Genomic DNA, 13,893 nt, shown 5'->3' with positions numbered 1-13,893 from the left:
CCATGAAGCGCCGCGATTTCTCCGCCCTCCTCGCCACCGCGCCCGCCCTGGGTGCCGCCACCAGCGCCCATGCCCAGGGTGGCCCGGTCGAGGGCCGCCACTACCAGGTCATCACCCCGCCCCTGCCGACGGCGCCGGGCAAGATCGAGGTGGTGGAGTTCTTCTGGTACGGCTGCCCGCACTGCTACGCCTTCGAGCCTGCCATCGAGGCCTGGAGCAAGCAGCTGCCCAACGACGTGGTCTTCCGCAAGGCGCACGTCGCCTTCCGCGCCAACGTCAAGATCCATCAGCGCATGTTCTACGCGCTGGAAGCCCTGGGCAAGGAAGCCGCGGCCCGCCCGGCCATCTTCAACGCCATGCATCAGCAAGGCCTGACGCTGGACGACGCCAAGAGCCAGGCCAAGTTCCTGAGCCCGCTGGGCATCGACCCCGTGAAGTACCAGGAGGCCTACAACTCCTTCGGCGTGGTCACCAAGTGCCAGCAGGCCGAGAAGCTGTCCGAGGCCTACCGCATCGATGGCGTGCCCTCGATCGGCATCGGCGGCCGCTTCCTGACCTCGCCCAGCCAGGCCGGCCTGGGCCAGCGCCTGTCCGAGCTGGAGCTGGGCCAGCGCGCCTTGCAGATCACCGAGTTCCTGATCCAGCGCGTGCGCAACAAGGCATGAAGCGCCGCCACGCGACCGCCGCGCTGATCGCCGCCGGCCTGAGCCCGCTCGCCCGCGCGCAGGGTGGGCCGGTCGAAGGTCGCCACTACGCGCGCCTGGGCCAGACCCTGCCCACTGCGGCGGGCAAGATCGAGGTGGTCGAATTCTTCTTCTACCTCTGCCCGCACTGCAACGCCTTCGACCCGCTGCTGGAAGCCTGGGTACACCAGCTGCCGGCGGACGTGAGCTTCCGCCGCGTGCCGGTGGGCATGACCCTGGTGCAGAAGCTGCACCAACGCATGTTCTACGCGCTGGAATCCATGGGCGCGTTGACGCCGCAGGTCCACGCCGGCATCTTCAACGCCTTCCACCGGGCGGGTGTGCAGGCGAACGACGAAGACGCGATCGTGACGCTGGTGGGCAAGCTGGGCGTGGACACGGCCAAGTTCAAGGCAGCCTTCAACGCCTTCGGCGTGCAGGCCAAGGTCAACCAGGGCTTGAAGCTCGCCGAGGTGGCGGGCGTGGACGGCGTGCCCGCGCTGGTGGTCGCCGGCCGCTGGCGCACCGGCCCCGGCATGGCCGGCACGCCCGGCCAGAGCGAGGCCGCCCAGGGTCAGCAGGCGCTGGCGGTGGCCAGCTTCCTGATCCAGCAGGCGCGAAGCGGCAAAACTTCCTGACTCGCTTGTCGCGCCGGAAAGGCTGGCGACGCATTCAGGCCCCTAGAATGGCCTGCAACTTCCGTGCCGCCATGTCTCGCCACCTGATCCTGATCGCCTCAGCGCTGTCCCTGGCGCTCGCCCTTCCCGCCGCCCGGGCGGAGAAGGCCGACCGGCTCAAGCCGATGGTCTTCACGGCCGAGAAGCAGGGCCGGCTGGACGGCGTGAACCAGCGCACCGAGCTGCAGGGCAACGTCATCATCACCAAAGGCACCCTGCTGCTGAAGGCCGAGAAAGTCGACGTTCGCGAAACCCGCGACGGCTACCACCAAGCCTTCGCCAGCGGCGTGGCCGGCCAGCCGGTGACCTTTCGCCAGGCGCGCGATGTGCCCGGCGAATCCATCGATGGCGTGGCCAACCAGCTCGAATACGACACGCGCACCGAGACCGTGCGTTTCATCGGCAATGCCACCGTGCGCCGCCTGCGGGGCACCTCGGTGGCCGAGGAGGTGACGGGCGCTGTCATCGTGTACGACAGCCGCACCGAAGTCTTCACGCTGGAGGGCGGCAGCGCCTCGCCCAACCCCAACGGCCGCACCCGCATCGTCATGATGCCGCGCGTGCAGCCGGGCGACGAGGCGGCCTCCGCGCCCGCCGCGCCGCTGCCGCTCAAGCCCTCCACCACGCTGCAACCCGGCAAGCCCTCGTGATGACGACCCCGTCCTGTGGCAGCCGGCTCGAAGCCGAGGGCCTGGCCAAGAGTTACGGCGTGCGCCGCGTCGTCAAGGACGTGCATGTGCGCGTGGACTGCGGCGAGGTGGTCGGCCTGCTTGGGCCCAACGGCGCAGGCAAGACGACCAGCTTCTACATGATCGTGGGCCTGGTGCGCTCCGACGCCGGCATCATCCGCATCGACGGCTCGGAAGTGCAGCGCCTGCCCATCCACCAGCGCGCCCGGCTGGGCCTGAGCTACCTGCCGCAGGAAGCCTCCATCTTCCGCAAGCTCACGGTCGAGCAGAACATCCGCGCGGTGCTGGAGCTGCAGCAGGACGACAACGGCCGGCCGCTGTCCAAGGCTCGCATCGACGAGCTGCTGAACGGCCTGCTGCACGACCTGTCCATCGAAGGCCTGCGCGACAGCCCGGCGCCGGCGCTGTCCGGTGGCGAGCGCCGCCGCGTCGAGATCGCCCGCGCGCTGGCCACGCAGCCGCGCTTCATCCTGCTGGACGAGCCCTTCGCGGGCGTGGACCCGATCGCGGTGCTGGAGATCCAGCGCATCATCGGCTTCCTGAAGAGCCGCGGCATCGGCGTGCTCATCACCGACCACAACGTGCGCGAGACGCTGGGCATCTGCGATCGCGCCTACATCATCAGCGAGGGCGCCGTGCTGGCCGAAGGCACGCCCGACGAGATCGTGGCCAACGCGGACGTCCGCAAGGTCTATCTCGGCGAACACTTCCGCATGTGATGCGCCCCCCGTCCAGTCTTGCCCCGCTGAACGCGGGCCAGCCTGACCGGCCCCCCGAGGGGGCGGCGATGCTTGCCGCATGGAGCGGCAAGCACGTCGCCATGGCGGGCCGGCTTGGGAGCGGCCCGGCGCTCGGCCCGAATGCAACACGCGCCAGGTTCGCGCCATGAAGCAGACGCTGCAGGTCCGCCTCAGTCAGCACCTGGCGCTGACCCCCCAGCTGCAGCAGTCCATCCGGCTGCTGCAACTCTCGACGCTGGAGCTGCATCAGGAAGTCGAGCAGATGCTCGCCAGCAACCCGCTGCTGGAGACCGAGGAAGAATTCAGCGTCAGCACCCCGGAGCTGGCCACCAACGCGCCGGCCGAGGCGGGCGACAGCGCTGCCGACACGGCCGGCGACGGTGGCGGCGAGGCCGAGGCGCCCGAGCTGAGTGCCGAAGACTTCGGCGGCACCGAGCGCGAGGACTGGGAGAACGGCACCGAGCGGGACGACTTCGACGGCATCCGCGAGCTGCCCTCCTCCGCCGGCACGGGCAGCGGAGACGGCGACGACGAGCGCGAGAGCCAGGAGTCGGCTGACACCACGCTGGCCGAGCACCTGGCCCAGCAGCTCGCCGGCCACCACCTGTCGCCGGAAGACCGCGCGGTGATGCAGGTGCTGATCGAATCGCTCAACGAAGACGGCTACCTCGAAGACCCGCTGGAAGACATCGCCCAAGCCCTGGCCGACGACCCCGAGGACCGCGAAGAACTGCTGGACCGCCTGCGCTTCGCGCTGCGCCTGCTGCAGAACCTGGAGCCCCTGGGCATCGGCGCGCGCGACCTGTCCGAATGCCTGGTGCTGCAACTGCGCGCCCTGCCCAAGAGCCCGGCGCAGATCATCGCCATCCTCATCTGCAAGGGTCATCTGGAACTGCTCGCCAAGCGCGACATGCGCCGGCTGATGGCCGAGACCGGCGCCGACGAAACCCTGCTGCGCGAAGCCCAGGGCCTCATCACCCAGCTCGAACCCAAGCCGGGCCGCCGCTTCGCGCAGGGCGCGGCCGCCGCCATCGTGCCGGATGTGATCGTGCGCAAGGTGGGCCGCGAGTTCCGCGTGATGCTCAACCCCGAGGTCGCCCCCAAGCTGCGCATCAACGAGCTCTACGCCAACGCGCTGCGCGCCACGCGCGGCGGCATCAGCAACTCGCCGCTGGGCGGGCAGCTGCAGGAGGCGCGCTGGTTCATCAAGAACATCCAGCAGCGCTTCGACACCATCCTGCGGGTGAGCCAGGCCATCGTGGAGCGCCAGCGCGGCTTCTTCACACACGGCGAGCTCGCCATGAAGCCGCTGGTGCTGCGCGAGATCGCCGACGAGCTCGGCCTGCACGAATCCACCATCTCCCGCGTGACCACCGCCAAGTACATGGCCACGATGTGGGGCACCTTCGAGCTGAAGTACTTCTTCGGCTCGGGGCTGAGCACGGAAGCCGGCGGCGAAGCCTCCAGCACGGCGGTGCGCGCCCTCATCAAGCAGTTCGTCGCCGCCGAGGACTGCAAGAAGCCGCTGTCCGACAGCGCGCTCGCGGCCATGCTGGAGGAGCAAGGCATCCAGTGCGCACGGCGCACGGTCGCCAAGTACCGCGAGGCGATGAAGATCGCGCCGGCGAATCTGCGCAAGGCGCTGTAGGCGGCTTCAAGCACGGTCCAGCGCCGTCAAGCGCCCGCCAGCGCCCCCTTGCGCCACTCCCGCGGCGACTGCCCCGTCTGCGCGCGGAAGGCGCGTGACAAGGCCGCCTCGCCGCCGTAGCCCACCTCGTCGGCCAGGTGCTTGAGCGCACGGCCCTCGCGCAGGCCCTTCTGCACGAGGCCGATGCGCCAGCGCTGCAGGTAGGCGCCTGGCGTGCAGCCCACCACGTCGCGGAAGGTGTTGGCGAACACGGTGCGTGACATGCCAGCCGCCTCGGCCAGCGCCTCCAGTGGCCAGTCGCCCTGCGGCAGGTCGTGCATGGCCACCAGTGCGCCGCGCAGCTTGGGGTGGGCCAGGCCGGCGAGCATGCCCGCCTCCATCCGCCCCTGGGCCATCAGCTCGCGCAGCACCCAGATCATGAGCACCTCGAACAGCCGGTTCAGCATGAGCTGGCGGCCGCAGTGGGTGCTCTCGGCTTCGGCAAACAGCAAGGTCAGCACGGGCTCGCAACTCGGCACGCTCGCCAGCGGCAGGCAGACCCAGTCGGGCAGCGCCGCGGCAATCGGGTGGCTGGCGCCGCCATCGAAGGTCATGTGGGCGCACAGGAAGGACGCGCCGTGCTCGGCATCGGTCACGAAGCGGTGCGGCAGCGGCCGGGGGTAGAGCAGCAGGCTGGGTTCGTCGATGCACAGCGGCTCAGGCGTGCCGTGGTGGACCACCACACCGCCGTCGCGCACCAGGTGCAGTTCGCCCCGCCCGGCTTGCGGCTCCAGGGTGTTGACGCCGCACAGCGGGCCCGCCTGGAAGGTCTCGGCGCGGACGGCGAAGTGGGTGAAGAGCGCAGCGAGTCGGTCAGCCATGGCAGCGTCGAAAGTACGAAATGCAAAGTTAAACGTACTTTACGGCATCTTCAGTTCTGCCCATCCCGGCAAAGTTCATCCCGTCGCAAGACAGCAACCCACCCACCTGACCAGGAGCCTGCCATGTCCCGCCACCACAGCTTCAACCGTGCCGTCCTCCAACTCGTGTTCGGCGCCGCCATCGCCGCGTCCGCCTCGGTGCACGCCGAATCGTTCCTGATCGACCCCGAGTCCGGCGTCAGCGTCAGCACGCAGTCGACCGTCTCCCGCGCCGAAGTGCTGGCCGACCTGAAGATCTACCAGGAGTCGGGCCTGGCCGCCGCCGAACGCGCCGCCGCGGAGACCGGCGTCGAGACGCCCGCCCTGCATGCCGCCCGCCAGCGCTACGCCGCCCTGCGCCAAGGTGAGCGCTATGCCGCCCTGGTGGCCGAGTACGCCGCTCGCCGCGGTGAAACCGTCCGCACCGCCTCGAAGGCCTGAGCGGCCACCCTTCCCCCCTCCTCCCTTGACCCACTGACCTTTCCCGGAGATCCACCATGCAAGCCCTCACCCGCCTCGCCCTTGCCGCCACCCTCGCCATCGGCGGCTCTGCCGTGCTGACTGCCGCCAACACGGCCCAGGCAGCCACCCCGGCGCCGACCGCCACCGCAGCCGTCGCCAGCCAATACGTCACGGCCAACGACGGCACCCCGATCTACGTGAAGGACTGGGGCCCCAAGGACGGCCCGGTCGTGGTGTTCAGCCACGGCTGGCCCCTGAACGCCGACAGCTGGGAGTCGCAGATGCAGTTCCTGGCCGAGCGCGGCTACCGCGTCATCGCCCATGACCGCCGCGGCCATGGCCGCTCGGGCCAGCCCTGGGCCAACAACACCATGGACCAGTACGCCGACGACCTGGACGCCGTGCTGCGCGCCAAGGGCGTGAAGCGCGCGACGCTGGTGGGCTTCTCCACCGGCGGTGGCGAGGTGGCTCGCTACATCGGGCGGCATGGCACCGCGCGTGTGGCCAAGGCGGTGTTCGTGAGCGCCGTCACCCCGATCATGGGCGCCAGCCCCACGAACCCGAACGGCGTGCCCGAAGCCGTGTTCGACAGCCTGCGCAAGGCCTCGCTGGACAACCGCGCGCAGCTCTACAAGGACATCGCCGGCGGCCCCTTCTTCGGCTTCAACCGCCCGGGTGCCAAGGCCTCGGCGGGCCTGGTCGACAGCTTCTACGTGCAGGGCATGCAAGCCGGCGCCAAGGCGACCTACGACAGCATCGAAGCCTTCTTCCACTCCGACTTCCGCGAGGACCTGAAGAAGGTGAATGTGCCCACGCTCGTCATCCACGGCGATGATGACCAGATCGTGCCGATCGAGACGACCGGCCGCGCCACGGCCAAGCTGGTGAAGGGCGCCCGCCTGATCGAGTACCCCGGTGCGCCGCATGGCATCACCGACACGCACAAGGACCGCCTGAACCAGGACCTGCTGGACTTCGTGCGCCAGTAAGCGGGTTGAAGGGCTCAGGCCAACCGGCTTGCATGCCGGTTGTCCTTCATCACGCGTCGGACAGGCCGCAGGGCCTGTCCTCGGTCGTGACTCAGTCCTTGGACGGTCCCTGCTCCGGCGCCAGCGGCGCGAACACGAAGCGCAGGCCGCGCGTGAAGCTCTCGGCCTTGGTGCCGGCGTGGCGCTCGCCGTCGATGAGGCGGGACTCGAACACCAGGCCCGGCTGCTTGAGCTCCGGCAGCAGGGCCTGGTAGCGCCGGATGCCAGCGAGAAAGCCGGGCCACTCGTGCTCGGCGCCCGTCACGTAGAGCCGCGCCGGCAGCGGCTTGCCACTCGCCGCAAAGGCTTTCGCGCGGCCGATGATCCAGTCGCCGCCCACCACCACCGCGGGGCTGGCGGCGATGTAGCCCTTGAACAGCTGCGGACGCGCATACAGCGCATGCAGCACGAACAGGCCGCCCAGCGAACTGCCCGCCACGTAGCGCTGCGCAGGGTCGCCTCGGAACTCGCGCTCCACCAGCGGGAAGATGGTCTTCTCGAGGGTGTCCAGAAAGCGATCGGCATGGCCGGAGTCGCCCTGGGCGCCAGGCATGCGCACGGGTGACAACTCCCACAGCCGCAGCGCATCGTGATCGAGCTTCTCGCCTGCGTAGCCCAGGCCCACGATGATGAACTCGGGCACCACGCGGTCGTAGGCGAGGTTGCCGTAGGACGCGGCCACGAGCGGGAAGTCCCAGTAGGCATCCGTCAGGTAGAGCACCGGGTAGCGCCGCTGCGCGTCACGGCCGAACGAGGCCGGCAACTGCACCGACAGCTGGTAGCGCCGCCCCTCGGGCGTGGCGGGCAGGGTCAGCGTCTGCGTGCCAGGCAGGGTGTACGGCGCCCGTGTGGGCGCCTCGTCGGCCGAGGCGAGGGACATGGCACTGAAGGCCGGCACCAGCGCCAGACTCGGGATCAACAAGCGTCGCTTCATGGCCAGCCGCGAAGGTGGAGATGCCGCAGTGTAGGTACGCAGCGACAATCGGGCCCGTGAGCCTGCCCAACAAGTTGTCCCTCTTCGTGTCCTGCCCCGGTGGTGTCGAGCCGCTGCTGGAGGCCGAGCTCAAGCGTTTCCTGCCGCCCGGCGTGCGCAGCAAGGTCGAGGCCCTGCGCGGCGGCTGCGGCGTGCTGGGCACGGCCGAGGACGTCCTGCGCATCAACCTCGAAAGCCGCCTGGCCCAGCGGGTGCTGGTGGAGATCATCGAAGGCCCCTACCGCCACGACGACGACCTCTACGCCCTGGCCCGCCGCGTGGACTGGCGCGACTGGCTCACCCCGAAGCACACGCTGCGCGTCGACGTGACGGCCCAGCGCTCGCCGCTGAAGAGCCTGAACTTTGCCGCCCTGCGCATCAAGGACGCCATCTGCGACCAACTCCGCGAGCACACCGGCGAGCGGCCCAGCGTGGACACCCAGCGCCCCGACCTGCCGGTGGTGCTGCACGTGGGCCCCGAGCGCGCGGCCCTCTACGTCGACACCTCCGGCGAGCCGCTCTTCAAGCGCGGCTGGCGCATCGACAAGGGCGACGCCCCGCTGAAGGAGACCCTCGCCGCCGCGATGCTGGCCGCCGCGGGCTGGCGCGGCACGTTCGAGGAAGGCGGCGCGCTGCACGACCCCTGCTGCGGCTCCGGCACCATCCCGATCGAGGCCGCCCTCATCGCCTGCGACTCGGCGCCTGGCCTGCAGCGCCGCTTCGCCTTCGAGCGCCAGCTGCCCTTTGCCACCGGGCCGATGAAAGCCGCCTGGGGCGAGATGACGCAGGCCGCCCGCGCCCGCATTCACCCGCCGGCCGTGCCCATCTACGCGAGCGACGTGGCCTTCCGCATGGTCGACTTCGCACGACGCAACGCCGAGCGCGCAGGCGTGGCGCAGTACATCCAGTTCAACGGCGGCGACGCGCTGGAGCGCCCGGCCCCGCAGTTGCCCGAAGGCATGCCCGGCTGCATCGTCATGAACCCACCTTATGGCGAGCGCATCGAGGTGCGCGGGAAGTCCGCCATGACGCGGGACGCGGGCGGCAGCGAAGCCCGTGACGGCGGCGATGACTTCTTCCCCCGCCTGGCCACGCACTGGAAGCGCCAGTACACCGAGAACCCCGCCGGCTGGACGGCCTGGATGCTCAGCCCGGACATGAAGCTGCCAAGCCGGATGCGGCTGAAAGAGTCCCGCCGCGTGCCGATGTGGAACGGCCCCATCGAATGCCGGCTGTTCCGCTTCGACCTGGTCAAGGGTTCAGCCCGCAAGCCGGCCGAGGGCGATGCCCCGGCCTGACCGCGTGACGCCATGAGCTGGCGTGAAGGCCTGGTCGCCGCGCTGCTGGCGCTGGCGGCAACGCTCGCCCAGGCGGCCAGCCCGTGCATGCTGGTGTTTGGCCAGGGCCGGAATCCGCCGCAGCAGGGCGCGCCCGATTGGGACGAGTTGAACCGGCGCTTCAATGCCGCCGTGGCCGACACGCTGGATGCCGCGGGCCGGCGTGTTTACCCGATGACCGTGTCGTCGGTCCACATCAACCCGGAAGGCGCGGGCCACGCCCTCTTGCAGGAAGCCGAGCGGCTGCGCTGCCTGACGCTCGCCGAGACGGCCGTGTTCGTGGACGAGCAGGACACGCTGGTGCTGCGCCTGCGCATCTACCCTCTGCTGCCGACGGTGGGCGACAGCGGCGGCATCACCGGGCTGCGCATCGGCGCGCCGCTGTTCGTCACCCAGCGCGACCTCGACCGCCGCGCGCTGGCGCGCATGAAGCTGGCGCTGATCGGCCAGCAGATGGCTGAGGAATACCTTCAGCGCGACCGGCGCTGAACGCCGGCCAGCCAGGCCAGCGCCATCGCGCACAGCCCCAGCGGCACGAGGCTCGCCCAGTTCATCCACTGCCAGCCGCCGGTGGTGACCAGCGCGCCGGAGGAGAACGAGGTGATCGTCATCGTGGTGTAAACGCCGGTGTCCAGCAGCCCCTGGGCGCGGGTCTTCTCCTCGGGCCGGTAGGCCTGCGTGAAGAGCGTGGTGCCGCCGATGTACAGGAAGTTCCAGCCCACACCGAGCAGCAGCAGCGCGCCGAGGAAATGCGGCAGGTCCTGGCCGGCCAGCGCAAAGGCCACGCAGCCCAGGTTGAGCAGCACGCCCACCCCCATCACGCGCAGCACGCCAAAGCGCCGGATCACGGCCCCGGTGAAGAAGCTCGGCACGAACATGCCCAGCACATGCCACTGCAGCACCAGGCCCGCATCGCTGAACGGCAGCCCGCATTGGCCCATGGCGATGGGTGTGGCGGCCATCAGCAGGTTCATGACGCCATAGCCGAGCGCACTCGCCGCCAGCGCCACCAGGAACACCGGCTGGCGCAGCAACTCGGCGCTGGGCCGCCCGCCCGCGCCGGGCGCTGGGCGCACCAACGGCGGGAAGTCGATCAGCGACACCAGCACCAGCCCGGCCAGCGCCACACCGATCAGCATCAGGTAGGCACCGGCAAAGGGCGTGACGAGCAGATCGCGGCTGGTGCGCGCCACCCAGGGCCCGAGCACCGCGCCCAGGCAGCCTCCGGCCAGCACCCAGGAGATGGCCGACTCGCGGCGCTGCGGTGCCACCAGCTCAGTGGCGGCAAAGCGGTACAGCGCCGCGCCGGCGTTGTAGTAGCCCGCGATCAGCGTGGCCGGCACCACACCCCAGAACTGGTGCGCAGTGACGCTCCACCAGGCCAGCGTGCAGCTCGCCATGGCCACCAGCAGCCCGATCTGAAAACCCCGCCGACGCCCGAAGCGCAACTGGTGACGCCCCACCAGCCGCGCCATCAAGGCGCCGCCGGCGACGTAGGCGCAGATGGGCAGGGTCGCCATCCACGCCTGCGGCGCCAGCGCCAGGCCCACCAGGCCGTTGATGGCCATGAAGCAGATGTTGTTGGTGAGGAAGAGGCCCTGCGCCAGCACGAGCAGGGCGAGGCGCCGGTTCACGTGAGCGCGATCCAGGACAGCACCGCCAGCGGCGCCGTGTCGGCACGCAGCACGCGCGGGCCGAGGCTGACGGCCGCAAAGCCGCGGGCGCGGGCGGCGTCCTCCTCCGCCTCGCTCAGCCCGCCCTCCGGGCCGCTCAGGAAGACCGCACGCGGCTGCACCAGCGGCGCCAGGGGCTCGGCGGCCCGCGGGCTCAGCAGGCCGCGCCATTCGTCAGGCATGGCGGGCGGCAGCGCAGCCAGCCAGGCGGCCAGCGTCTGCACCGGCGCCACCTGCAGCGGCACCGTGCGCCCGCATTGCTCGGCCGCCGCAATGGCCACGCCTTGCCAGTGGGCGCGCTTCTTGTCGGCGCGGTCACCGGTCAGGCGCAGCACCGAACGCTCGCTCATCAGGGGCTGCAGCACCGCGGCGCCCAGCTCGGTGGCCTTCTCGACAACAAAATCCATGCGGTCGTTGGCCGGCATCACGACCGCCAGCGTCACCTGGCGGCCCAGTTCGCGCTGCGGTTGCACGGCAGCGAGCAGCTTCACCCGCACCTCGCTGCGACCCATGGCGGTGACCTCGGCCTGCCATTCGGGGCCGCTGCCATCAAAAAGGGTCAGGGCATCGCCCGGCTGCAGGCGCAGCACCTGCACATGGCGGGCGGCACTGGGCGGCAGGGCGAGCTCACCGGCGCCGGTGAGCGGGGTGTCGACGTAAAAGCGTGGCAAGGCGAAGCGTGGCAGCGGGCAGGCCCGCCAGTGTCCCAGATCAGCGCAGGCCGAGCGCCTCGCGCACACCCGCCGCGGCGGCGTCGCCCTTGGCCTTCTGCACCCGCTCGACGAACTGCAGCGCCAGCGCTTGCAAGGCCGGCAGGCTGTCGGCTCGCTCCACTTCCAGCGCGAAGGCATAGCCCTTGAAGGGGCCAAGCAGCTTGGTGGCCTCGCCGCTGAGGTAGGTGTAGAGGGCCGCGCGGTCCAGCAGCGGCGAGCCGGCCGGCGGTGCGGACACCGGTGCCGCCGCAGGCGCTGCCGCCGGTGTCAGCGGAGCGGGCGCGGTGACGGGCGGCACCGCCACGGGCTGTCCAGCTGCATTCTGCGGCGCGATCAGGCCCTGCTGGCGCAGGGTCTCGAAGTCGGCCTCGGTGGCACCCGCCACCAGCCGCAGCCAGTCGGCGGCCGGTTTGCTGGCGTCCAGCACGAGGAGCAGGTTGCGCGCGGTGCGCGACAGCGGCAGCGCGCGGGCACGGATTTCCGCGCGGCCGGCTTCAGTCTTGGCGTAGAGCAGTTCGAACACGATGTCAGGCCTCACCCACGGTTGGCATCACGCCCAGGCGCGATGCCGGTTGGAACCAGCCTCAGCTTTTGTCCCGCAGCTCCCGGCGCAGGATCTTGCCCACGGGCGTCTTGGGCAGTTCGGTTCTGAACTCCACGATCTTCGGACGTTTGTAGCCAGTCAGGTTGGCCTCGCAGTAAGCACGAACGTCGGCTTCGGTGACATTCGGGTCTTTCTTCACGATGACCACCTTGACCGCCTCGCCCGCCTTGGCATCGGGCACGCCGACGGCCGCGCACTCCAGGATGCCCGGCATCTGCGTCAGCACATCCTCCACCTCGTTCGGATACACATTGAAACCACTGACGAGGATCATGTCCTTCTTGCGGTCGACGATCTTGAAGTAACCGCGTTCGTCGACGGTGCCGATATCACCGGTGCGGAAGAAGCCATCGGCCGTCATGACCTTGGCGGTCTCGTCGGGCCGCTGCCAGTAGCCGGCCATCACCTGCGGACCCTTGATGGCGATCTCGCCGGGCTGGCCCATCGGCACTTCGTGCCCGTCGTCGTCCAGCAGGCGCAGCTCGGTCAACGGCATGGGCAGGCCGATGGTGCCGCTGTAGGCGGTGCTGTCGGTCGGGTTGCAGCTGGCCGTGGGCGAGGTCTCGGACAGGCCGTAACCCTCGACGATGGGGCAGCCCGTCTTTTCGAGCCAGAGCTTGGCCGTGGCCTGCTGCACCGCCATGCCGCCGCCCACCGCGATGACCAGATGGCTCCAGTCCACCGTGCCGAACTCGGGGTGGTTGGCCATGGCCATGAAGAGGGTGTTCACCGCCGGGAAGCTGTGGAAGCGATGCGCGCTCAACTCCTTGAACATGGCCGGCAGGTCGCGCGGGTTGGGAATCAGCACGTTGGCGCCGCCCATGTGCATGGACAACATCATGTTCACGTTGAAGCCGAAGATGTGATACAGCGGCAGCGCGCAGATGGTCACGATCTGCTCGCGAGCCGGCACCTTCTTGATGGCGGGCTGGTACCAGGCTTCGTTTTGCAGGATGTTGGCCACCAGGTTGCGGTGCAGCAGCACCGCGCCCTTGGACACGCCCGTCGTGCCGCCGGTGTACTGCAGCACGGCGATGTCGTCCGGCCCGATCTTGTGCGGCTTGAAGCCCAGGCTGCGCCCCTTGGCCAGCGCATCATTGAAGCGCACGGCGCCGGGCAGCTCGAAGGCCGGCACCATCTTCTTCACCTTGCGCACGACGTAGTTGACGATCATGCCCTTGGCAAAGCCGAGCATGTCGCCCATGCTGGCCAGGATGATGTGCTTGGTGGGCACATGCGCCAGCACCTGCTGCAGCACCGAGGCGAAGTTCTCGATGATGACGATGGCCTTGGCGCCCGAGTCCTTGAGCTGGTGCTCCAGCTCGCGCGGCGTGTAGAGCGGGTTGACGTTGACCACCACGAAACCCGCCCGCAGCACCGCGGCGACGGCGACCGGATACTGGAACAGGTTGGGCATCATGATCGCCACGCGATCGCCCTTCTCGAGGCCCAGGCTCTGCAGATAGGCGCCCATCGCCCGCGAGGCCTCGTCGACCTGCGCAAAGCTGATGCGCTTGCCCATCATCAGATAGGCGGGCTTGGCGGCATTCTTCTTGAACGAGGTGTCCAGCAGGTCGACCAGGCTCGGGTACAGCGACGTGTTGACGTCGCGAGGCACGGCGGCCGGGTAGTGCTTCAACCAGATGGGCTCCATGGCCTTGTCTCCTTCTCGATGGCGCAGATTCTGACCGATAGCTGACAGTGGGCCGGTCAGGGGATTCGATAGCGCTCTCAGCCCCCTTCAATGCGGGTGGCTGAAGGTCATGT

At 69.6% G+C, this 13,893-nt stretch carries 15 protein-coding genes; 9 read left to right on the top strand and 6 right to left on the bottom strand.

Annotated elements, in window-relative coordinates; genetic code table 11:
- Positions 1-2 precede the first annotated feature (2 nt).
- The 5 genes from CDO81_RS07800 to CDO81_RS07780 all read left to right on the top strand — a co-directional run bounded on the left by CDO81_RS07800 (position 3) and on the right by CDO81_RS07780 (position 4,437).
- Positions 3-665 carry a thiol:disulfide interchange protein DsbA/DsbL gene (locus CDO81_RS07800; RefSeq protein WP_088482618.1) on the top strand — a complete coding sequence of 221 codons (663 nt, stop codon included), beginning with the start codon at positions 3-5 and terminating at the stop codon, positions 663-665.
- Complete coding sequence (locus tag CDO81_RS07795) at positions 662-1,321, top strand: thiol:disulfide interchange protein DsbA/DsbL (protein ID WP_088482617.1); 660 nt, start codon at positions 662-664, stop codon at positions 1,319-1,321. Before CDO81_RS07800 ends, CDO81_RS07795 begins: the two co-directional genes overlap by 4 nt.
- Positions 1,322-1,392: 71 nt before the next feature.
- Complete coding sequence (gene lptA / locus CDO81_RS07790; protein ID WP_158218188.1) at positions 1,393-2,010, top strand: lipopolysaccharide transport periplasmic protein LptA; 618 nt, start codon at positions 1,393-1,395, stop codon at positions 2,008-2,010.
- Entirely contained in the window at positions 2,010-2,768 is a 759-nt protein-coding gene (gene lptB / locus CDO81_RS07785; RefSeq protein ID WP_088482615.1) for an LPS export ABC transporter ATP-binding protein, read from the top strand. Before lptA ends, lptB begins: the two co-directional genes overlap by 1 nt.
- 166 nt (positions 2,769-2,934) lie before the next feature.
- Complete coding sequence (locus CDO81_RS07780; RefSeq protein ID WP_088482614.1) at positions 2,935-4,437, top strand: RNA polymerase factor sigma-54; 1,503 nt, start codon at positions 2,935-2,937, stop codon at positions 4,435-4,437.
- A 26-nt stretch (positions 4,438-4,463) separates the two neighbouring features.
- On the opposite strand, the gene CDO81_RS07775 is transcribed toward CDO81_RS07780, so the two are convergent.
- Positions 4,464-5,297 carry an AraC family transcriptional regulator gene (locus tag CDO81_RS07775; RefSeq protein ID WP_088482613.1) on the bottom strand — a complete coding sequence of 278 codons (834 nt, stop codon included), beginning with the start codon at positions 5,295-5,297 and terminating at the stop codon, positions 4,464-4,466.
- A 123-nt stretch (positions 5,298-5,420) separates the two neighbouring features.
- On the opposite strand from CDO81_RS07775, the gene CDO81_RS07770 reads away from it, so the two are divergent.
- Positions 5,421-5,777: a hypothetical protein gene (locus CDO81_RS07770; RefSeq protein WP_088482612.1), complete on the top strand. Its 357-nt coding sequence runs from the start codon at positions 5,421-5,423 to the stop codon at positions 5,775-5,777.
- A gap of 56 nt (positions 5,778-5,833) precedes the next feature.
- Complete coding sequence (locus CDO81_RS07765) at positions 5,834-6,787, top strand: alpha/beta fold hydrolase (protein ID WP_088482611.1); 954 nt, start codon at positions 5,834-5,836, stop codon at positions 6,785-6,787.
- Between the two features lie 91 nt (positions 6,788-6,878).
- On the opposite strand, the gene CDO81_RS07760 is transcribed toward CDO81_RS07765, so the two are convergent.
- Positions 6,879-7,760, bottom strand: a complete 882-nt coding sequence (locus CDO81_RS07760; protein ID WP_088482610.1) for an alpha/beta hydrolase — start codon at positions 7,758-7,760, stop codon at positions 6,879-6,881.
- A gap of 56 nt (positions 7,761-7,816) precedes the next feature.
- Between CDO81_RS07760 and CDO81_RS07755 the strand changes: the two genes are divergently transcribed.
- Together CDO81_RS07755 and CDO81_RS07750 are read left to right on the top strand one after the other, a co-directional pair.
- A complete protein-coding gene (locus CDO81_RS07755; RefSeq protein WP_241516914.1) occupies positions 7,817-9,097 on the top strand; it encodes a THUMP domain-containing class I SAM-dependent RNA methyltransferase in 1,281 nt (426 codons plus the stop codon).
- 12 nt (positions 9,098-9,109) lie between these two features.
- Positions 9,110-9,625, top strand: a complete 516-nt coding sequence (locus tag CDO81_RS07750; RefSeq protein WP_088482608.1) for a hypothetical protein — start codon at positions 9,110-9,112, stop codon at positions 9,623-9,625.
- On the opposite strand, the gene CDO81_RS07745 is transcribed toward CDO81_RS07750, so the two are convergent.
- The 4 genes from CDO81_RS07745 to CDO81_RS07730 all read right to left on the bottom strand — a co-directional run bounded on the left by CDO81_RS07745 (position 9,607) and on the right by CDO81_RS07730 (position 13,780).
- Positions 9,607-10,770: an MFS transporter gene (locus CDO81_RS07745; RefSeq protein WP_088482607.1), complete on the bottom strand. Its 1,164-nt coding sequence runs from the start codon at positions 10,768-10,770 to the stop codon at positions 9,607-9,609. The two genes, CDO81_RS07750 and CDO81_RS07745, sit on opposite strands and share 19 nt — an antisense overlap.
- The gene (locus CDO81_RS07740; RefSeq protein ID WP_088482606.1) at positions 10,767-11,480 is read right to left on the bottom strand and encodes a 16S rRNA (uracil(1498)-N(3))-methyltransferase; all 714 of its coding nucleotides are present in this window, start codon (positions 11,478-11,480) and stop codon (positions 10,767-10,769) included. Before CDO81_RS07740 ends, CDO81_RS07745 begins: the two co-directional genes overlap by 4 nt.
- A gap of 40 nt (positions 11,481-11,520) precedes the next feature.
- Positions 11,521-12,045 (bottom strand): hypothetical protein, encoded by a 525-nt coding sequence (locus tag CDO81_RS07735; RefSeq protein ID WP_241516913.1) that lies wholly within the window; start codon positions 12,043-12,045, stop codon positions 11,521-11,523.
- Positions 12,046-12,106: 61 nt separating this feature from the next.
- On the bottom strand, positions 12,107-13,780 hold the full coding sequence (locus CDO81_RS07730) for a long-chain-fatty-acid--CoA ligase (protein ID WP_088482605.1): 1,674 nt from the start codon (positions 13,778-13,780) through the stop codon (positions 12,107-12,109).
- Positions 13,781-13,893: the final 113 nt, after the last annotated feature.

Source organism: Roseateles puraquae, from assembly GCF_002205845.1.
GTDB classification, from domain to species: Bacteria; Pseudomonadota; Gammaproteobacteria; order Burkholderiales; family Burkholderiaceae_C; genus Pelomonas; species Pelomonas puraquae.
This window is presented reverse-complemented; position numbering and strand designations above follow the sequence as displayed.